The organism is Pseudomonas sp. GW822-FHT05A08, assembly GCF_058800485.1.
The window spans coordinates 1,473,900-1,492,868 of record NZ_CM179511.1; the positions used below are offsets into that span (position 1 = coordinate 1,473,900).

16 protein-coding genes are annotated in these 18,969 nt (G+C 64.0%); 12 read left to right on the top strand and 4 right to left on the bottom strand.

What is annotated here, in order from left to right:
- Positions 1 to 41: 41 nt before the first annotated feature.
- Positions 42 to 392, top strand: coding sequence for a 50S ribosomal protein L19 (gene rplS / locus AC3RCP_RS06610; protein ID WP_009047143.1), 351 nt, complete (start codon positions 42 to 44; stop codon positions 390 to 392).
- A gap of 91 nt (positions 393 to 483) precedes the next feature.
- A complete protein-coding gene (locus tag AC3RCP_RS06615; protein ID WP_007927676.1) occupies positions 484 to 897 on the top strand; it encodes an acyl-CoA thioesterase in 414 nt (137 codons plus the stop codon).
- A gap of 69 nt (positions 898 to 966) precedes the next feature.
- Here AC3RCP_RS06615 and AC3RCP_RS06620 read toward each other — a convergent pair whose 3' ends face one another.
- Positions 967 to 2,772, bottom strand: a complete 1,806-nt coding sequence (locus AC3RCP_RS06620; protein ID WP_101336923.1) for a cation:proton antiporter — start codon at positions 2,770 to 2,772, stop codon at positions 967 to 969.
- Between the two features lie 107 nt (positions 2,773 to 2,879).
- Here AC3RCP_RS06620 and xerD point away from each other — a divergent pair, with 107 nt between their 5' ends.
- From xerD to AC3RCP_RS06650, 6 genes are all read left to right on the top strand, one after another.
- Positions 2,880 to 3,776 carry a site-specific tyrosine recombinase XerD gene (xerD, locus tag AC3RCP_RS06625; protein ID WP_007927674.1) on the top strand — a complete coding sequence of 299 codons (897 nt, stop codon included), beginning with the start codon at positions 2,880 to 2,882 and terminating at the stop codon, positions 3,774 to 3,776.
- A gap of 207 nt (positions 3,777 to 3,983) precedes the next feature.
- Positions 3,984 to 4,715, top strand: a complete 732-nt coding sequence (locus AC3RCP_RS06630) for a thioredoxin fold domain-containing protein (protein ID WP_007927673.1) — start codon at positions 3,984 to 3,986, stop codon at positions 4,713 to 4,715.
- A gap of 131 nt (positions 4,716 to 4,846) precedes the next feature.
- Entirely contained in the window at positions 4,847 to 6,151 is a 1,305-nt protein-coding gene (locus tag AC3RCP_RS06635; RefSeq protein WP_007927672.1) for a homoserine dehydrogenase, read from the top strand.
- A 62-nt stretch (positions 6,152 to 6,213) separates the two neighbouring features.
- A complete protein-coding gene (thrC, locus tag AC3RCP_RS06640; protein ID WP_053259750.1) occupies positions 6,214 to 7,623 on the top strand; it encodes a threonine synthase in 1,410 nt (469 codons plus the stop codon).
- Positions 7,624 to 7,792: 169 nt separating this feature from the next.
- A complete protein-coding gene (locus AC3RCP_RS06645; RefSeq protein WP_492569352.1) occupies positions 7,793 to 11,368 on the top strand; it encodes an ATP-binding protein in 3,576 nt (1,191 codons plus the stop codon).
- 90 nt (positions 11,369 to 11,458) lie between these two features.
- Positions 11,459 to 12,703, top strand: coding sequence for an EAL domain-containing response regulator (locus tag AC3RCP_RS06650; protein ID WP_101336925.1), 1,245 nt, complete (start codon positions 11,459 to 11,461; stop codon positions 12,701 to 12,703).
- A gap of 8 nt (positions 12,704 to 12,711) precedes the next feature.
- On the opposite strand, the gene AC3RCP_RS06655 is transcribed toward AC3RCP_RS06650, so the two are convergent.
- Positions 12,712 to 13,374, bottom strand: coding sequence for a response regulator (locus AC3RCP_RS06655; protein WP_492569354.1), 663 nt, complete (start codon positions 13,372 to 13,374; stop codon positions 12,712 to 12,714).
- A gap of 103 nt (positions 13,375 to 13,477) precedes the next feature.
- Here AC3RCP_RS06655 and AC3RCP_RS06660 point away from each other — a divergent pair, with 103 nt between their 5' ends.
- Positions 13,478 to 13,660 (top strand): hypothetical protein, encoded by a 183-nt coding sequence (locus tag AC3RCP_RS06660; RefSeq protein ID WP_124298080.1) that lies wholly within the window; start codon positions 13,478 to 13,480, stop codon positions 13,658 to 13,660.
- 188 nt (positions 13,661 to 13,848) lie between these two features.
- A complete protein-coding gene (locus AC3RCP_RS06665) occupies positions 13,849 to 14,133 on the top strand; it encodes a DUF3509 domain-containing protein (RefSeq protein ID WP_007923026.1) in 285 nt (94 codons plus the stop codon).
- Between the two features lie 166 nt (positions 14,134 to 14,299).
- Here AC3RCP_RS06665 and AC3RCP_RS06670 read toward each other — a convergent pair whose 3' ends face one another.
- Both AC3RCP_RS06670 and AC3RCP_RS06675 read right to left on the bottom strand, forming a co-directional pair.
- The gene (locus AC3RCP_RS06670) at positions 14,300 to 15,169 is read right to left on the bottom strand and encodes a TIGR02285 family protein (protein WP_492569355.1); all 870 of its coding nucleotides are present in this window, start codon (positions 15,167 to 15,169) and stop codon (positions 14,300 to 14,302) included.
- A 66-nt stretch (positions 15,170 to 15,235) separates the two neighbouring features.
- Complete coding sequence (locus tag AC3RCP_RS06675) at positions 15,236 to 16,435, bottom strand: CaiB/BaiF CoA transferase family protein (RefSeq protein ID WP_101336927.1); 1,200 nt, start codon at positions 16,433 to 16,435, stop codon at positions 15,236 to 15,238.
- Between the two features lie 149 nt (positions 16,436 to 16,584).
- On the opposite strand from AC3RCP_RS06675, the gene AC3RCP_RS06680 reads away from it, so the two are divergent.
- Both AC3RCP_RS06680 and recJ read left to right on the top strand, forming a co-directional pair.
- A complete protein-coding gene (locus AC3RCP_RS06680) occupies positions 16,585 to 17,124 on the top strand; it encodes a YaeQ family protein (protein ID WP_007923023.1) in 540 nt (179 codons plus the stop codon).
- A gap of 61 nt (positions 17,125 to 17,185) precedes the next feature.
- Positions 17,186 to 18,895 (top strand): single-stranded-DNA-specific exonuclease RecJ, encoded by a 1,710-nt coding sequence (gene recJ / locus AC3RCP_RS06685; protein WP_492569358.1) that lies wholly within the window; start codon positions 17,186 to 17,188, stop codon positions 18,893 to 18,895.
- Positions 18,896 to 18,969: the final 74 nt, after the last annotated feature.

Sequence of the window (18,969 nt, forward strand, 5' to 3'; positions counted from 1 at the left end):
GTATCGATGGTAGATCTGACGATTTACCTTAGGAGCACAGCATGACCAACAAAATCATTCTTGCACTCGAAGCAGAGCAGATGACCAAAGAGATCCCAGCCTTTGCCCCGGGCGACACCATTGTCGTTCAGGTGAAAGTGAAGGAAGGCGATCGTTCCCGTCTGCAAGCGTTCGAAGGCGTTGTAATCGCCAAGCGTAACCGCGGCGTGAACAGTGCATTCACCGTTCGTAAAATCTCCAACGGTGTTGGCGTAGAGCGTACTTTCCAGACCTACAGCCCGCAAATCGACAGCATGGCTGTCAAGCGTCGCGGTGACGTACGTAAAGCCAAGCTGTACTACCTGCGCGACCTGTCGGGTAAAGCAGCTCGCATCAAGGAAAAACTGGCTTAAGTCCAGCTTCCGATGCAGAAAAAAGCAGCCTACGGGCTGCTTTTTTGTTGCCCGTCATTTATCCCCAAATTGTGTTTCAGGCAGTAGAACCATGAGCCCCCGCGAGCAAGAAATCCAACGCCGGACCGAGCTGTCGGTGACCCGCGTGACCAAGGCGGTATTCCCGTCGACCACCAACCACCACAACACCCTGTTCGGCGGCACGGCGCTGGCCTGGATGGACGAAGTGTCGTTCATCGCCGCGACCCGTTTCTGCCGGCTGCCGCTGGTGACCGTGTCCACCGACCGTATCGACTTCAATCACCCGATTGCCGCCGGATCCATCGTCGAGCTGGTGGGACGGGTGGTGAAGGTCGGCAATACCAGCCTCAAGGTCGAGGTTGAGGTGTTCGTCGAGAGCATGAGCTGCGATGGGCGAGAGAAGGCCATCCACGGCCTGTTCAGCTTTGTCGCCATCGATGACGACAAGCGCCCGGTACCGGTGCTGCCGGGGTTTGTCGACTGATCGCGAGCAAGCCTCGCTCTTGCGGGATTTCACCGTTCTGTAGGAGCGAGGCTTGCCCGCGATGGGCTATCAGGCCGCCGTATCCTTCTGAATCAACGCCACCAGGGTCCAGCCCGCGGAGGGCTTGAGGGCGCTGCCTGGCGTCAGCACATGCACCCAGCCGCTGTTGTCGCGAGCGAACAGCAGGGTCGCCCGCTCACCATGCAGCGCCTGGTAATCCTCCCAGCCAAAACCTTCGGTCAGGTTGGTGCTGTACAGCTCCGCACCCTGTCCCAGCAGGCTGGCCAGTTTGCTGTAGGACAGCGTCTCGTTACCCAGTAGGTGCCCGCGATGTTCATGGCTGGCCCGGTGCTTGTCGGTGCGCCGGCTTTCCTGGCTGTTGGCCAGGCCGAACAGGCGCTGATGGCCGAAGTCGTGGCGAAAACGCATGGAGGCCAGGGTGTTCAATTCGCCGGAGGGCGACAGCGCCAGCAGATGGCCAAGCCCCACCAGGTCCAGATGGGCATCGGCGTGTTGCGATGCCGGGTTGCCGAAGTAGGTCGGCAGGCCGTCCATGCGCGCGGCCCGGATGTTCTCCCAGCTCGAATCGGTCAGCAGCACGCGGCTGCCCAGTTGTTGCAGAGCCTTGCCGATGGCTCGCGCCGGGGCGTTCGCACCGACGATCAGGAAGCCGCTCGGTGCCGGTTCCGCGACCTTCAGCAGACGTGCCAGCGGCCGCGCGGTGGCACTTTGCAGCACCACGGTGCCGATGATCACGGCAAAGGTCAGCGGCACCAGCAGCAGCGCCCCTTCATGACCAGCCTGGTCCAGGCGAATGGCGAAGATCGCCGAGACCGCCGCGGCAACGATGCCTCGGGGCGCGATCCAGGCCAGCAGGGCCCGCTCGCGCCAGCTCAGGTTCGAACCAGCGGTGGACAGCAGCACGTTCAAGGGCCGGGCGATGAACTGGATCACCAGCAGCAGAATCAACACCAGCGGCCCCAGGGCGATCAGGGCGTTGAGGTCCAGGCGCGCCGCCAGCAGGATGAACAGCCCGGAAATCAGCAGCACGCTGAGGTTTTCCTTGAAATGCAGGATGTGCCGGACGTCGACGTCCTTCATGTTGGCCATCCACATGCCCATCAGGGTCACGGCCAGCAGGCCGGACTCATGCATCACCTGGTTGGCGCCGATGAAGATGCCCAGCACCGCCGCCAGCGTGGCCAGGTTGTGCAGGTATTCCGGCAGCCACTGGCGGCGCATGATGGTCCCCAGCACCCAGCCGCCGACGATGCCGAACAGGCTGCCGCAGAGGATTACCCCGCCGAAGGTCATCAGGCTGTGCTGCAGGCCCTGGCCCTCGGCGCTGGCGATGATGAAGCTGTAGACCACCACCGCCAGCAGGGCACCGATCGGGTCGATGACGATGCCTTCCCAGCGCAGGATGTTGGCGATTGACGCCTTGGGCCGCACCACCCGCAGCATGGGCACGATCACGGTGGGCCCGGTGACCAGGGTCAGGGTGCCGAACAGCAGCGCCAGCAGCCAGTCGAAGCCCAGCAGCCAGTGGGTGGCCAGGGTGATCACCGCCCAGGTCGAAAGGGCGCCGATGGTCACCAGCCGGTGCACCACCTTGCCGATCTCGCGCCACTCCGACAGGTGCAGGGTCAGGCTGCCTTCAAACAGGATCAAGGCCACCGCCAGCGACACCAGTGGCATCAGCAGCGGTCCGAACAGTTCCTGCGGGTCGAGCCAGCCCAGGACCGGGCCGGCGAGAATGCCGCTCAACAGCAGGAACAGAATGGCCGGCAGTTTCAGGCGCCAGGCCAGCCATTGGCAGCCCACTGCCGCCACGCCTATGCCGCCAAAGGCCAACAGAATCTGTTGTTCGTTCATTGAAGCTCCCTGTTCCTTGAAATAGCGGGCTATGAAAGACTAGCGACCCTCTGCACAGTTCACTATTTATTTGCGCCCGGCCTCAAGGCCGCGCCTTTCGAGTATTTATGCCTGCCATCGACCATCCCCTGATAGACCGTTTCCTCGATGCGCTATGGCTGGAAAAGGGTCTTTCGGACAACACCCGCGAGGCTTATCGCAGTGACCTGGCGTTGTTCAACGGCTGGCTACAGGAAAAGGGACTGGAGCTGGTAAATGCCGGTCGCGAGCTGATTCTCGACCACCTCGCCTGGCGGGTGGAGCAGGCCTACAAGCCACGCTCGACCGCGCGTTTTCTCTCCGGGGTGCGCGGCTTCTATCGTTACCTGCTGCGGGAAAAGCTGATTGCCGTGGATCCCACGCTGCAAGTTGACATGCCGCAGTTGGGGCGGCCGTTGCCCAAGTCTTTGTCGGAGGCCGATGTCGAGGCCCTGCTGGCCGCTCCCGACCTCAGCGAGGCCATCGGCCAGCGCGATCGCGCCATGCTTGAAGTCCTGTATGCCTGCGGCCTGCGGGTCACCGAGCTGATCAGTCTGACCCTGGAGCAGGTCAACCTGCGCCAGGGTGTGTTGCGGGTGATGGGCAAGGGCAGCAAGGAGCGCCTGGTGCCGATGGGCGAGGAAGCGATTGTCTGGGTCGAGCGCTACATGCGCGATGCCCGTGGCGAGCTGCTCGGCGGGCGGCCCAGCGATGTGCTGTTCCCCAGCCAGCGCGGCGAGCAGATGACCCGGCAGACCTTCTGGCACCGGATCAAGCATCAGGCCAAGGTCGCCGGGATCGGCAAGTCGCTGTCGCCGCACACCTTGCGACATGCCTTCGCCACCCATCTGCTCAACCACGGCGCCGACCTGCGGGTAGTGCAGATGCTGCTTGGCCACAGCGACCTGTCGACCACCCAGATCTACACCCATGTCGCCCGGGCCCGTTTGCAGGAGCTGCATGCCAAGCACCATCCTCGCGGTTGAGTGAGGTGTCGGTCGCCGCGAACACCGGCTGCGGCGACCCGGGAGCGGTTCTGCGCTGATCGGCAAATGACCGGCTTGGCTCAGCGGGAGCCCGCCAGGCGGGCCTTATGTGGTAGGCTTTGCCGGTTTACAAAGTGGGCCGTTATGACCCGGTGTTCCAGTACGGGCGTTCTGACCGTCCCATTTGTCCGCCTTCAGGAGTTCCCAATGCGCGTGACCCAGATAATCGCCGCCGCAGCCATTGCGTTGGCCAGTACCTTTGTTATGGCCGATGACGCCGCCGAAAAAGCGATTCGTAAAAGCCTCCAGGGCCTGCAGCTCGAAGTCCCGGTAGAAAGCATCAGCGCCAGCCCGCTGCCCGGTGTCTATGAAGTCAAGCTCAAGGGCAGCCGCGTGCTGTACGCCAGCGCCGACGGCCAGTTCGTGATGCAGGGCTACCTGTTCCAGCTCAAGGACGGCAAGCCGGTCAACCTGACCGAAAAGACCGAGCGCCTGGGCGTGGCCAAGCTGATCAACGCCATTCCGGTCGCTGAAACCGTGGTCTACCCGGCCATCGGCGAAACCAAGACCCACATCACCGTCTTCACCGACACCACCTGCCCGTACTGCCACAAGCTGCACGCCGAAGTGCCTGAGCTGAACAAGATGGGCGTGGAAGTGCGTTACGTTGCCTTCCCGCGCCAGGGCCTGGGTTCGCCGGGCGACGAGCAATTGCAGGCGGTCTGGTGCTCGGCCGACAAGAAAGCGGCCATGGACAAGATGGTCGATGGCAAGGAAATCAAGGCCGCCAAGTGCGCCAACCCGGTTTCCAAGCAATTCGCCCTGGGCCAGTCGATCGGGGTGAACGGCACGCCGGCCATCGTTTTGGCCGACGGCCAAGTGATTCCGGGCTACCAGCCTGCGCCACAAGTCGCCAAACTGGCGCTGGGCGCGAAATAATCCTGCGTCGTCGAGCCTTTGACGATCATGGCGCGGCGGTTGTGGCCGACGCGTCATTAATAGAGAGCCGTGTGGGTTGCGGCTGTTTTCCACGGCCGACCTAGTGTCGGCCGTTTCATGGGGAGTTCAGAGTGAATCCGGTCAAAGTGGGCATCTGTGGGCTGGGTACCGTCGGTGGCGGTACCTTCAATGTACTTCAGCGTAACGCCGAGGAAATTGCTCGTCGTGCCGGGCGTGGAATCGAAGTGGCACAAATTGCCATGCGCACGCCAAAGCCTCAGTTCCAAACGACCGGTATTGCGATTACCAACGATGTGTTCGAAGTGGCCACGAACCCTGAGATCGACATCGTCATAGAGCTGATGGGCGGCTATACCGTTGCCCGCGAGCTGGTACTCAAGGCCATCGAGCATGGTAAACATGTGGTCACCGCCAACAAGGCGCTTATCGCCGTACACGGTAACGAAATTTTCGCCAAGGCCCGTGAGAAGGGTGTGATCGTGGCGTTCGAGGCCGCTGTGGCGGGTGGTATTCCAGTCATCAAGGCGATCCGCGAAGGCCTGTCGGCCAACCGTATCAACTGGGTGGCCGGGATCATCAACGGCACTGGCAACTTCATTCTCACCGAAATGCGCGAGAAGGGTCGCACCTTCGAAGACGTGCTGGTCGAGGCCCAGGCCCTGGGTTACGCCGAAGCCGATCCGACCTTCGACGTCGAAGGCATCGACGCGGCGCACAAGCTGACCATCCTGGCGTCCATCGCCTTTGGTATCCCGCTGCAGTTCGACAAGGCCTACACCGAAGGCATCACCAAGCTGACCACCGCCGACGTGAACTACGCCGAGGCCCTGGGCTATCGCATCAAGCACCTGGGCGTGGCCCGCCGCACCGATGCCGGTATCGAGCTGCGCGTGCACCCGACGCTGATCCCGGCCGATCGCCTGATCGCCAACGTCAATGGCGTGTTCAACGCGGTGATGGTCAACGGCGACGCCGTCGGCTCCACCCTGTACTACGGCGCCGGTGCCGGCATGGAGCCGACCGCTTCGTCGGTGATCGCCGACCTGGTGGACGTGGTTCGCGCCATGACCAGCGACCCGGAGAACCGCGTGCCGCACCTGGCCTTCCAGCCGGACTCGCTGTCGGCGCACCCAATCCTGCCGATCGAGGCCTGCGAAAGCGCCTACTACCTGCGGATCCAGGCCAAGGATCACCCGGGCGTACTGGCCCAGGTGGCGAGCATCCTGTCCGAGCGCGGCATCAACATCGAGTCGATCATGCAGAAAGAGGTCGAAGAACACGACGGCCTGGTGCCGATGATCCTGCTGACCCACCGGGTGGTGGAACAGCGTATCAACGATGCGATCACCGCGCTGGAAGCCCTGCAGGGCGTGGTCGGTCCGGTCGTACGGATCCGCGTCGAGCACCTGAACTAATCCGCTTCGTTGCGGGAGCCCCGGCGGCTCCCGCTTGAGAACTCTTTTTAGAGGAGCCAGTCATGCGTTATATCAGCACCCGCGGCCAGGCACCGGCCCTGAATTTCGAAGACGTCCTGCTGGCCGGCCTGGCGAGCGACGGCGGTCTGTACGTACCGGAAAACCTGCCACGTTTCACCCAGGAGGAAATCGCTTCCTGGGCTGGCCTGCCGTATCACGAGCTGGCCTTCCGGGTGATGCGCCCGTTCGTCACCGGCAGCATTCCGGATGCCGACTTCAAGAAAATCCTCGAAGAAACCTACGGTGCGTTTTCCCATAACGCCATCGCCCCGCTGCGCCAGCTGAACGGCAACGAGTGGGTCCTGGAGCTGTTCCACGGCCCGACCCTGGCGTTCAAGGACTTCGCCCTGCAACTGCTGGGTCGCCTGCTGGACTACGTGCTGGAGAAGCGTGGAGAGCGCGTGGTGATCATCGGCGCCACTTCCGGCGATACCGGTTCGGCCGCCATCGAAGGCTGCAAGCGCTGCGACAACGTCGATATCTTCATCCTGCACCCGCACAACCGTGTGTCCGAAGTGCAGCGCCGGCAGATGACCACCATCTTCGGCGAGAACATCCACAACATCGCCATCGAAGGCAACTTCGACGACTGCCAGGAAATGGTCAAGGCCAGCTTCGCCGACCAGGGCTTCCTCAAGGGCACCCGCCTGGTGGCGGTGAACTCGATCAACTGGGCGCGGATCATGGCCCAGATCGTCTACTACTTCCACGCGGCCCTGCAGCTGGGCGGCCCGGCGCGTTCGGTGGCGTTCTCGGTGCCGACCGGCAACTTCGGCGATATCTTCGCCGGTTACCTGGCCCGCAACATGGGCCTGCCGATCAACCAGCTGATCGTCGCCACCAACCGCAACGACATCCTGCACCGCTTCATGAGCGGCAACCAGTACGTCAAGGAAACCCTGCACGCGACCCTGTCGCCGTCGATGGACATCATGGTCTCGTCGAACTTCGAGCGCCTGCTGTTCGACCTGCACGGTCGCAACGGTGCCGCGCTGGCCGGGCTGATGGACTCCTTCAAGCAGGGTGGCGGTTTCAGCGTCGAGCAGGAGCGCTGGACCGAAGCGCGCAAGCTGTTCGACTCCCTGGCCGTGGACGACGCCCAGACCTGCGAGACCATCGCCGAAGTCTTCGCCCAGACTGGCGAAGTGCTCGACCCGCACACCGCGATCGGCGTCAAGGCCGCCCGTGAGTGCCGTCGCAGCCTGGACATCCCGATGGTGGTGCTGGGCACCGCGCATCCGGTGAAGTTCCCGGAAGCGGTGGAGCAGGCCGGGATCGGCAAGGCCCTGGAATTGCCGGCGCACCTGTCCGATCTGTTCGAGCGCGAAGAGCGTTGCACCGTCCTGGCCAACGACCTGAAGGCCGTCCAGGCCTTCGTCAGCCAGCACGGCAATCGCGGCAAACCGCTCTGATCGACTGACATCGATCGTCAACAAGGCCCGTCTCTGACGGGCTTTGTCTTTTTATACACAGGCTGTTTATCGCGGCGCGTCTTCCAAGGACAGAACTTAAGGCCAGAGCTCAAGGACAGAGCATCTAGAATAGGGCGGCGACGCGTCGAGGATCACCCACAGGATGCTTATGTTGCTGCGCCCGGTTTTGTGCACATTGATGGTTTTGGCGACGCTGGCCCTGGCCCCGTGCCTGATGGCGGCGCAGAACCTGCCCTTCAAGCTGGTGCCGGCCTTCGTCGAACTGGAGCCGCTCACCCTGGCCCCGGTCGAACGGCAATGGCTGGCGGGCCGTGGCACCTTGAAGGTGGGCATTTCGATCGATGACTACCAGCCGATCGACATCACGCGCGACCGCAATCGTTACCAGGGCATCAGCGCCGACTACCTGAGCCTGGTCGGCGAACGCCTGGGCATGCCCATGGAGGTGTTGGGATTCTCCGAGCGCGAGCAAGCGGTCGAGGCGCTGCGCAATGGCACGATCGACATCCTCACCAGCGCCAACGGTTACGAGCGCGGGGTCGCCGGGCTGCACTTCTCCAGCGACTACATGCCCGACCGGGCGGTGGTGGTCGTACGCCGGGACGAGGCCCAGATCCCCGAGGACCTGGCCGGCAAGAAAGTGGTGCTGCTGGAAGGCTATGCGGACGCGAAGGTCGCCCACGCGGCTTATCCCCACAGCCAGATCATTCTCTCGCCCAATCTGTACAGCGGCCTGGAAGCGCTGAATCAGGGGGATGTCGATGCCTTTATCGGCAATGAAGTGATAGTCCGTGCCTACAAGGCGCTGCGTCCTTACCTGGGGTTGCAGGTCCGCACCGGCAGCCGGCTGCCGCCGATCGGCTTTGCCTTCGCCACGCGCCAGAGCGACCCGTTGTTGAGCCGCCTGATCGAGCGAGCGCTGGAGAGCATCGACGATTCCACGGACCGGGAAATCCTGGCCCGCTGGACCACCGGGCTGGGCGCCAGCACCGGCGACGAGCGGATCAAGTTGAGCAAGGCGGAGCGCGCCTGGCTGCTCGAACATCAGCATGTGGTGGTGGCTTCCCAGCAGTACCCACCCTATGTGTTCAAGGACAAGGACGGCCAGTGGACCGGGCTGAACATCGACCTGCTCAACCGCATCTCGAGAATGACCGGCCTGCAGTTCATCCAGGAGGAAAGCTTTTCCACGACCCATACCCTGGACCTGCTGCTCAAGGGCCGGGCCCAGATGAACACCACCTTGTCGGCCAATGACGAGCGCTGCGGCTTCCTCGACTTCACCCACCCCTTCGGCGGTTCGGCCTGGGTGTTCGTGGTCCGCGCCGAGGACATCCAGCTCAACACCTTCAGCCAGTTGGCGGGCCGGGTGCTGGCGCTGCCGGCCAAGCATGCGCTGGAAAGCTACGTCCGGCAGAACTACCCGAAGGTCCGCCTGCGTTCGGTCGCTACCTACCAGGAGGCGCGGGCCCTGGTGGCCAATGGCGAGGCCGACGCGACCATCCAGAATGAAGTCGAGGTGCAGGGGTATCCGGCGAACGGGCTGCGCATCGGCCGCAGCGTCGAAGGCAAGTGGTCGGCCGACGAGTTGTCGGTGCGCCGGGACCAGCCCGAGCTGCTGAGCATTCTGAACAAGGCCCTGGAAGCCTTCCCGGTGGCCGAGCTCAGCGCCATCCGCCTGAAATGGCTCGGGGTGACCCCGGTGCCGGTGCCCATGTGGCAGCGGGTGCCGGTGTGGATCTACTGGGTCACCTTCACCGCCATCCTGTTCGGCCTGCTGTCCCTGGCCTGGAACACCCGGCTCAAGGGGCAGATCCGCCAGCGCCTGCAAGCCGAGCAACGCCTCAACGACCAGGTGGCGTTCAAGCGCGCCTTGCTCGACGGTATCCCCAACCCGATCTTCGTCCGCGACCTGGCCGGGCGCCTGATCACCTGCAACAAAAGCTACGAAACCCAGACCGGCATGCGCCTGGAACAGATCAAGGGGCTGTGCCTGACCGAGCTGGATGTGTTGCCCGAGGCCACGGCCCGGCAGTTGCACCGCGAGTTCCTGGAGCAGCTGGAGTCCCAGGAGTCGGTGTTCGTCGACCGTCAGATCGAGTCCAGAAGGGGCCCGGTGCATGTCTATCAATGGACGGTACCGTTCTACAGCGCCCAGGGTGAATTGCAGGGGTTGCTGGGGGGCTGGATCGATATCACCGAGCGCAAGCGCCTGGAGGAAGAGCTGCTGCAAGCGCGTCGCGCGGCGGATCAGGCGAACTACGCCAAGAGCGCCTTTCTCTCGACCATGAGCCACGAGATACGCACGCCGATGAACGCGATCATCGGTTTGCTGGAACTGGAAAAGGAACAGGCGCGCCTGCGCGGCATGCCGTTTTCCGATGCGCTGCGCGTGGCCTACCAGTCGGCACAGGAGCTGGTCGGCCTGATGGGCGACAACCTCGATCTGGCCAAGATCGAGGCCGGGCACATGCAGCTGGCGCCGCAGACCGTGGCCCTGCGAGGCTTCTTCGAAGACATACAGCAATTGTTCGAGGTCACCGCGCGCAACAAGGGGCTGCACCTGACGCTGGCCTTCGACAAGGCGGCGGACGGCTTCTACTGGCTCGACCCGCTGCGCCTGCGCCAGGTGCTGCACAACCTGCTGAGCAATGCCCTGAAGTTCACCCAGGCCGGTGAGGTGCGGGTGTCCGTGGAGCGCCAGGCCGATGAACATGGCGCCGACCGTTTGTGCATCAGCGTGGCCGACACCGGGTCGGGCATCAGCCCCGAGAAGCAGGCGAGCCTGTTCGATCCGTTCATCCAGGCCCATCTGCAGACGACGCCGGAGCAGGGCGGCACCGGCCTGGGCCTGAGCATCTGCAAGCAACTGGTGGAGCTGATGGGCGGGCGCATTCTGCTGCAAAGCCAACCTGGCGCGGGAACCACCGTGACCCTTGAGCTTTACCCGGAACAGGTGGTCGAGGATTTCAGCCAGTCGCCCCAGGTGACCCGCGAGCGCCCGCAGAGCCGTCGCATGTCGGTGCTGGTGGTCGACGACGTACGCGCCAATCGCATGGTGCTCAGCCAGCAACTGATGTTCCTCGGGCACAAGGTGGTGGCGCTCGACAGCGCCGAGGTGGCGCTGGCGCGCTGGCAGGGCGAGGCGTTCGACCTGGTGATGACCGACTGCCACATGCCGGGCATGAGCGGTTATCAGCTGAGCGAAGCGATACGGCAGATCGAGGCCCGGGAAGGGCGTGACGCCTGCCCGCTGATCGGTTGCACGGCCAATGCCTTCGAGGATGAGCAGCAGCGCTGCGAGCAGGCCGGCATGGATGAACTGCTGGTCAAGCCGGTGACCCTGGACCGGTTGGCGCAGATGCTTGCGCGCTTCTTGCCGCCGCCGTCCTTCGACATCCAGACCCTGCGCACCATGACCCAGGCGGACGAGCCGATCCTGCAACGCATGCTGCGCGAGCTGTGGAGCAACCTGGGGCAGGAGCAGGCGGCCCTGGAATCGGCGGTGCTGGAGCAGGACTGGGCGCGTATCGGCGCGTCCACGCACCGCCTCAAAGGGGTGTGCTGCCTGATCGATGCGCTGCCGCTGGCCCAGGTCTGCATCGACCTGGAGGCCGTTGCCCGGGCCCGCTCGACGGCGGTGCTGGCGGAGCACTGGCTGCGCCTGAAGGAGGCCATCGGTTGCTTGCGCAGCGATATCGAGCCGCATCTGGGTCGCGATTAAGACTTGTCTTATGGGGCGGCCTGCCCGCTGCGATTAACGTACCGGCCCGCTGCGGATTCTCGCCGCTCTCGCCGTATCGGAGGTCGTTCCATGCACAGGTTGAAAGTGCTCGTTCTTGAAGACAATTCGTTCCAGTTGATGGCCCTGCACCAGATGCTCAACGCCAATGGCGTGTTCAACGTGTTGAATGCCGAAAGCGTTGCCGCCGCCCGACAATCCCTGGACAACAAGGGGCCGGTGGATATCGCCATCTGCGATCTGTACCTGGAGCAGGCCGACGGGCTGGAGCTGATTCGTTACCTGGCAGAGCAGCAACGGGCGAAGGCGCTGATCATTCTCAGCGACGCGCAAGCGGATGTCCGCGAAGGCGCCGCGGCCATGGCCCGGCAGCAGGGCCTGAATGTGCTGGGCTGTCTGCCCAAGCCGGCCTCGGTCACCCTGCTCAATGAACTGCTGGGCCTGTACCAGCAATGCTTCGAGCCTGGGCCGCAAGACTTGTCGCTGGCCCAGGTGCGCGAAACCCTGGCCCTGGATGTGTTCCAGCCGGAGGTGCCGACCGCCGAGGAAGGGCTGGCGGCGGTACAGCGTCATGGGGTCGCGCACTTCCAGCCGGTGGTCAGCCAGGACGGCGAGGTCCTGGGCGTCGAGGCGCTGGCGCGCTGGCAGCACCCGGAACACGGCTTGATGCTGCCCGCCGAGTTCCTGCCAGTGATCGAATTCGCCGGCCTGGAGGAAGCCTTCACCTGGCTCATGCTGGAGCAGGCCCTGCAATTGTCGGCCGGAGTGCGCCTGGTCATGGGCCGTTCGCTGGCGATCTCGGTGAATATCCCGGTGGGCATGCTGGAACTGCCGAACTTCGCGCGCCAGCTGGAAACCCTGCTACGGCGTTTTGAAGTGCCGGCACGCCTGCTGACCCTGGAAATCGTCGAGACCACCGAACTGGAAACCGATATCGCCCATGTGGAGGCCCTGCTGCGCCTGCGCATGATCGGCTGCAAGCTGTCGATTGGCGACTTCGGCACCGGCGGCACCAGCCTGCAGCGCCTGTTGGAATTGCCGTTCACCGAGCTGAAGATCCCGCCGGCCTTCGTCTGCGGGCTGGCTGGCGATGAGCGCAAGGCGGCCGTGGTGGCCGGCGCCATGAGCATGGCCCGGCGCATGTCGCTGGGCGTGGTGCTGGCGGGTATCGAGAGCGCCGCCGACTATCAGGAGGCCAAGAAGCTGGGGCAGGCGCGCCTGCAAGGCTGTTTCATCGCCGAGCCCATGAGCGCCGTCGCCGTGCGCCAGTGGATCGCCCGGCGCTTGCATGACGAGCTCGACGAACAGGCCGGCTGAGCCGGGGCTCAGGCGAGCCCGTGTTCCTGCACGTAGATGTACAGCGCCGCGGCGCTGGACAGGCCGAGCTTGCGCATGGCGCTGACCTTCTGGGTGCTGACGGTCTTTTTGCTGCGGCTGAGCTTGGCGGCGATTTCCCCGACCGTCAGTCCGGCCGCCAGCAGGCGGATGACCTCGAGCTCGCGGGGCGACAGCTGTTCCCCGGACAACAAGCGATCCGGCCCGACCTCGCCCGCCAGGCTGAGAAGTTGCTGGATGGCCTGGGCGACAAACACCTTGTCGCGGCGCACATGGCTGATCGCCGCTGGCAGCTCGTCGGCCAGGCTGGCCTTGCTCAGCAGCCCCGAGACGCCCAGGTCGAGAATCGAACGGAACAGCCCGGCATTGTTGAGCATGGTCACCACCACGATCGGCAGCCGGGGATGATGCCGGCGCAGTTGCTCGATCAGGCGTAGACCATCGTTCTGCTGTTCGCCCGGCATCATGAAGTCGGTGACCAGTACGTCGCAGGGACAGCTTTGCAGCAGTTCGCCGAGGGCGGTCGGGGAACTGGCTTCGCCGACGATCTCCAGGTGGTCGTCGCGCTCCAGGACGGCCCGCAGGCCGATGAGGAAAATCGGGTGATCGTCGGCCAGGACGATCCGCAGTTTTTTATTGGACGTTTGATTCAAGACTCGCTCCGGTGAGAAGGCAGCATTTCGGACAGGCCCTGCAACCGGGCACCGTCATCGCTGCGCCGCCGGGCTTTGCCAACCGCTCGAGGAGAGGGCCCCCATGGCCACACCCCCACCTGCCAGAAAGACCTGCGCCAGGCCTGAAAATCCGCCTCGGGAGCAGGTCGCGATGCCGGTTCGGATCGACCCTCGGCGCTATTCCTGCCAACAGGCGGTATTGCGCTACAAGAAGGTCGAGGCGCTGATCGATCAGCCGGCTCCGTCGCGTTCGTTTCTGGTTTGAGTGCCGATTCTAGTCTGATCCGGGCTGTTTTTTATCTGTCATGTTTTGCGGGCATGCTGGATCGACTCAGGTCGGCAACCGCTGGCGGTTGCGAACTTTCTTCTCTGGGCGATGGTCACTTGAATGCCAGAAAGCTACCGGCATTGGTGTATTCGAGCCTTAATTCCAGCTATTGAGTGGTGATCGAGATGGAAAGTATCAGCCTATTGTTGGGTGAAGCTTTGAGCCCGTATCAGGTAACTCTGACCCCGCGCGCGCAGGGGGAATGCCTGGTGACCCTGAAGAATGCCTTGGGGGCCATCGTGGTCGAGCGCGAGTTCAGCCAGGCCCAGTTGACCGACAAGCGCCAGTTGACCGATGTCGTCGACGGTCTGCATCGCGACGTATTGATCGCCGAAGGCCGTCTGGAACCCTGTGTCATCGCGGCCTTGCGCAATGTGGCCCGGGAGAAGGCGTTCGACAGCGCACGCTGACTGGAATTTTCGGGAACCTTCGCAGCAAGCCATCAGTCAGACCCTTGGCAACAGGATCGAGCATTGTGCTCCGGTGCTTGTCGCCTGTTGCGCGGGTCTGGTTTCAGGCCACGTTTAACCCCGAGTCGTCTCCCCACTGCTCGGGGTTTCTTTTTGCCCGGATTTTTTATCGCAGCGGCGTGTCGCGGAAAAACGCCAGGGCATCGCTGCGGTATTGCTCGCGCCGTGACGGTTCCAGCCACTGGGCATAAAGCTCCAGCAAGGTGTGCGGGCGCAGTTCGAGCAGCGCCCGGTTGATGCGCTCCACCGCCTGCCTGCCCTGCGCTGTGTTCGAGCAGCCGACGTTCACTGACTGGTATCTGGGCATGCCCTGGATCGGGTAGAACTCCAGCTCATCGGGATCGATCCCTTGCTGTTGCGCCTGGAAACGGATTTCTGTCTGGTAACCGATCAAGGCTTGCAGGCGCCCGTGGCGTTGCATCTGCAGCAGGTTGCCGATGGCGCTGTTGCCGTAGTGGGCCATCAGCGCGCCGAGCGGAGCCTGTTTGAGCAGGCTGTCGATCGGTTCGCCATAGCTGCGCTCGGCCACCACGCCCACATTGTGCAGGGGGCTGACCAGCAGTGCGCCCAGGTCGATCTGGCCGTCATGGATAAACGGCAGCAGGTCGGGACGGTCCTGGCGCCGTACCGCCAGGCCGTTGCTGAACATGCGAAAAGTGGTGATGGAAAACGCCAGCCATTGCGCCCGCTGCGGGGTGAACAGCAGCGCCGGATCGCAGACGAAGGGCAGTTCCCGGAGCATCTGCATGGCCCGGGCGCGGTTGACGTGCACGAACTGATGGTCGTACTCCGGCAGGCTGGCCATCAGCGCGGGCAGGGCCTGATCGATCACGCCCAGGCCTTTTTGCGGACCTTCGAAAATCGTCATCGGCGGCAGGTCGCGCAACACCCAGATCAGCGTGTCCCGGGCCTGGCTGGCCGGTGACCAGGCGCCGAGCGCCAGCAGCATCGACAACAGGCGTATGCCACGAATCATTCGCCTGCTACGGCATGGGGTCATCAGGCTGCTGATCCTTGTCGGTAAAAGGCATTGCTTTTCAAACTAGATCGCGCCGTTGTCACGCAGGCTTTTGATCTGCTGCTCGTCGTAGCCCAGGGCGCCCAGTACCTGGGCATTGTGTTCGCCGAGCGCGGGGCCGACCCATTCGGACGAGCCTGGGGTGTCCGAGAGTTTCGGCACGATGCCGGGCATCTTGAATGCCTTGCCGTCCGGCAGCTTGGCCTGGAGGAACATTTCCCGGGCGAGAAACTGCGGATCGCTGAACATGTCCTCGGCGCTGAAGATGCGGCTGGCAGGGACTTGTGCCTGGTTCAGCAATTCGAGCACAGGCTCCAGCGGCAGCGAGTTGACCCAGCGATCGATGACCCCGTACAGCTCGTCGCGCCGGCTGTCGCGGCCGTCGTTGCTGGCCAGGGCCGGGTCGTTGGCCAGGTCGTCGCGGCCGATCAGCAGCATGAAGCGCTTGAAGATCGCATCGCCGTTGGCGCCGATCTGCACATGCTTGCCATCGGCGCTGGTATGAATGGAGGAGGGCGTGATGCCGGGCATGATGTTGCCGGTGCGTTCGCGGATGAAGCCGAAGACATCGAACTCCGGGACCATGCTTTCCATCATGGCGAAGATCGCTTCGTACAACGCCACGTCCACCACCTGGCCCTGGCCGCCGTTCACCTCACGGTGCCGCAGGGCCATCAGCGCGCCAATCACGCCCCAGAGGGCGGCAATCGAGTCGCCGATGGAAATGCCGGTGCGCACCGGCGGCCGGTCCTCGAAACCGGTGATGTAGCGCAGCCCGCCCATGGACTCGCCGACCGCGCCGAAACCGGGCTGGTCCTTCATCGGCCCGGTCTGGCCGAAGCCGGACAGGCGCACCATCACCAGCTTGGGATTGAGCGCATGCAGGGTGTCCCAGCCCAGGCCGAGCTTTTCCAGGACCCCGGGGCGAAAGTTCTCGATCAGGATGTCGGCCTCGGCCAACAGCTTCTTCAGCACCTCCAGGCCGTCCGGGTGCTTGAGGTTCAGGGTCAGGGACTTTTTGTTGCGCGCCTGGACGAACCACCACAAGGACGTGCCTTCATACAGCTTGCGCCACTTGCGCAGCGGGTCGCCGCCGTCCGGCGATTCGACCTTGACCACTTCGGCGCCGAATTCGGCGCAGATGCGCGAGGCGAACGGGCCGGCGATCAGGGTGCCGAGTTCGACGACTTTCAGGCCGGCAAGGGGTTTGGCGGTAAGCGGCATGGAAGATCCTTGTAGGACAAAGATTGGACGGTAGAGCGTTTTAACATAGCCCGGCGCTCCCTCGCCAAAGGATGATGGTGCGCGATTCGTGGATTGGCGCGTGCATCGGTTAGACTTGCCGCCTTTCCTCGTATCAAGAAGCCCCGTCCATGGCCCAGCCGTCTACCACCTACAAGTTTGAATTGAACCTGACTGACCTCGATCGCGGGGTGTACGAAAGCGTCAAGCAAACCATCGCCCGCCATCCGTCGGAAACCGAAGAGCGCATGACCGTGCGTCTGCTGGCCTACGCCCTTTGGTACAACGAACACCTGTCGTTCGGTCGTGGCCTGTCGGAAGTGGATGAGCCGGCCCTGTGGGAAAAAAGCCTGGACGACCGCGTGCTGCACTGGATCGAAGTCGGCCAGCCGGACGCCGAGCGCCTGACCTGGTGTTCGCGCCGTACCGAGCGCACCAGCCTGCTGGCCTACGGCAGCCTGCGCGTGTGGCAGACCCGCGTAGTGGACGCGGTGAAGAACCTGAAGAACCTCAATATCGCCGGCGTGCCTCAGGACGTCCTGGAAGTCCTGGCCAAGGACATGCCGCGCGTTATCAAGTGGGACGTGATGATCAGCGAAGGCACGATCTTCGTCACCGACGATCGCGGCCAGCACGAGGTCCAGCTGGAATGGCTGTTGGGCGAGCGCTGAGTTCGCCACGCCGCGTTGTTTCGCCGTATCCCCCGTATCGAAGAGAAGCTTCTGTCACCCCATGCGTATCGAACCTCGTGAGTTGCCCGCCACCCTGCCGTTTCTCGGTGATCTGCCGCCGTTGCTGACCCGCCTGTACGCCGCCCGTGGCGTGCAGTCCGAGGCCGAGCTGGACAAGAGCCTGGCGCGGCTGATCCCGTTCCAGCAGCTCAAGGGCATCGAGGCGGCAGTCGACTTGCTGGTGACGGCGCTGGAGCAGCGCGAACGCATCCTGATCGTCGGCGACTTCGACGCCGACGGCGCTACCGCCAGTACCGTGGGGCTGCTCGGCCTGCGCCTGCTGGGCGCGGCCCATGTCGATTACCTGGTGCCGAACCGTTTCGAGTACGGCTATGGCCTGACCCCGGAAATCGTCGCGGTGGCTCTGGAGCGCAAGCCGCAGTTGCTGATCACCGTGGACAACGGCATCTCCAGTGTCGAGGGCGTGGCGGCGGCCAAGGCGGCCGGGCTGAAAGTGCTGGTCACCGACCACCACTTGCCGGGCCACGAGTTGCCGGCGGCCGACGCCATCGTCAACCCGAACCAGCCCGGCTGCGAGTTCCCGAGCAAGGCGCTGGCCGGGGTCGGGGTGATCTTCTATGTGCTGATGGCGCTGCGCGCCCGCCTGCGCAGCCTTGGCTGGTACGAAGCCAAGCCGCAACCGAATATCGGCGAGCTGCTGGATCTGGTGGCGCTGGGCAGCGTGGCCGACGTGGTGCCGCTGGACGCCAACAACCGCATCCTGGTGCACCAGGGGCTGGAGCGGATTCGCGCCGGGCGCGCGCGGCCGGGGATCAAGGCGATCCTCGAAGTGGCCAAGCGCGAGGCGTCGCGCATCACCTCCACCGACCTGGGCTTCATCCTTGGCCCACGGTTGAATGCCGCCGGCCGCCTGGACGATATGAGCCTGGGCATCGAATGCCTGCTCAGCCATGACATGGCCCTGGCGCGGGAAATGGCCAGCCAGCTGGACGAGTTGAACCAGGATCGCAAATCCATCGAGCAGGGCATGCAGCGCGAAGCCCTGGCCCAGCTCAAGGACTTGCCGGTGGAATCAATGCCGTTCGGCCTGTGCCTGTTCGAGCCCGACTGGCACCAGGGAGTGATCGGGATTCTCGCTTCGCGGCTGAAGGAGCGTTACCACCGGCCGACCATCGCCTTTGCCGACGCCGGCGAAGGCATGCTCAAGGGGTCGGCGCGTTCGGTGCCGGGCTTTCATATCCGCGACGCCCTGGACGCGGTGGCGGCCAAACATCCGGACCTGATCAGCAAGTTCGGCGGTCACGCCATGGCCGCCGGCCTGTCGCTGCCGGAGCAGAATTTCCCGGCCTTCGCCGAGGCCTTCGATGCCGAGGTGCGCCGCCAGCTGCGCGAGGAAGACCTGACCGGGCGCCTGCTGTCGGACGGCACCCTGGCGGTGGAAGAGTTCCACCTCGAACTGGCCCGCGCCCTGCGCCATGCCGGGCCCTGGGGCCAGCACTTTCCCGAGCCGCTGTTCCATGGCGTGTTCCAGCTGGTGGAGCAGCGCGTCGTCGGCGATCGCCACCTCAAGGTGGTGCTGCGCAGCGAATGCGGTTCGGTGAAACTCGACGGCATTGCCTTCGGCATCGACCGCGATATCTGGCCGAACCCGACCATCCGCTGGGTGGAACTGGCCTACAAGCTGGACCTCAACGAGTTCCGCGGCCAGGAAACGGTGCAACTGATGATTGCCCATATCGAACCGCGCTGACCCGCGCGGACGCTTTCGCGGGCAAGCCTCGCTCCTACGAACGGTGGGCGCTGCTTCTGTAGGAGCCAGGCTTG

Coding starts and splice junctions, on each gene's coding strand:
- AC3RCP_RS06665 (WP_007923026.1), top strand. CDS start 13,849: ATGGAAAGTATCAGCCTATTGTTGGGTGAAGCTTTGAGCCCGTATCAG.
- AC3RCP_RS06630 (WP_007927673.1), top strand. CDS start 3,984: ATGCGCGTGACCCAGATAATCGCCGCCGCAGCCATTGCGTTGGCCAGT.
- AC3RCP_RS06615 (WP_007927676.1), top strand. CDS start 484: ATGAGCCCCCGCGAGCAAGAAATCCAACGCCGGACCGAGCTGTCGGTG.
- xerD (WP_007927674.1), top strand. CDS start 2,880: ATGCCTGCCATCGACCATCCCCTGATAGACCGTTTCCTCGATGCGCTA.
- recJ (WP_492569358.1), top strand. CDS start 17,186: ATGCGTATCGAACCTCGTGAGTTGCCCGCCACCCTGCCGTTTCTCGGT.
- rplS (WP_009047143.1), top strand. CDS start 42: ATGACCAACAAAATCATTCTTGCACTCGAAGCAGAGCAGATGACCAAA.
- AC3RCP_RS06645 (WP_492569352.1), top strand. CDS start 7,793: ATGTTGCTGCGCCCGGTTTTGTGCACATTGATGGTTTTGGCGACGCTG.
- AC3RCP_RS06670 (WP_492569355.1), bottom strand. CDS start 15,169: ATGATTCGTGGCATACGCCTGTTGTCGATGCTGCTGGCGCTCGGCGCC.
- thrC (WP_053259750.1), top strand. CDS start 6,214: ATGCGTTATATCAGCACCCGCGGCCAGGCACCGGCCCTGAATTTCGAA.
- AC3RCP_RS06675 (WP_101336927.1), bottom strand. CDS start 16,435: ATGCCGCTTACCGCCAAACCCCTTGCCGGCCTGAAAGTCGTCGAACTC.
- AC3RCP_RS06680 (WP_007923023.1), top strand. CDS start 16,585: ATGGCCCAGCCGTCTACCACCTACAAGTTTGAATTGAACCTGACTGAC.
- AC3RCP_RS06620 (WP_101336923.1), bottom strand. CDS start 2,772: ATGAACGAACAACAGATTCTGTTGGCCTTTGGCGGCATAGGCGTGGCG.
- AC3RCP_RS06650 (WP_101336925.1), top strand. CDS start 11,459: ATGCACAGGTTGAAAGTGCTCGTTCTTGAAGACAATTCGTTCCAGTTG.
- AC3RCP_RS06660 (WP_124298080.1), top strand. CDS start 13,478: ATGGCCACACCCCCACCTGCCAGAAAGACCTGCGCCAGGCCTGAAAAT.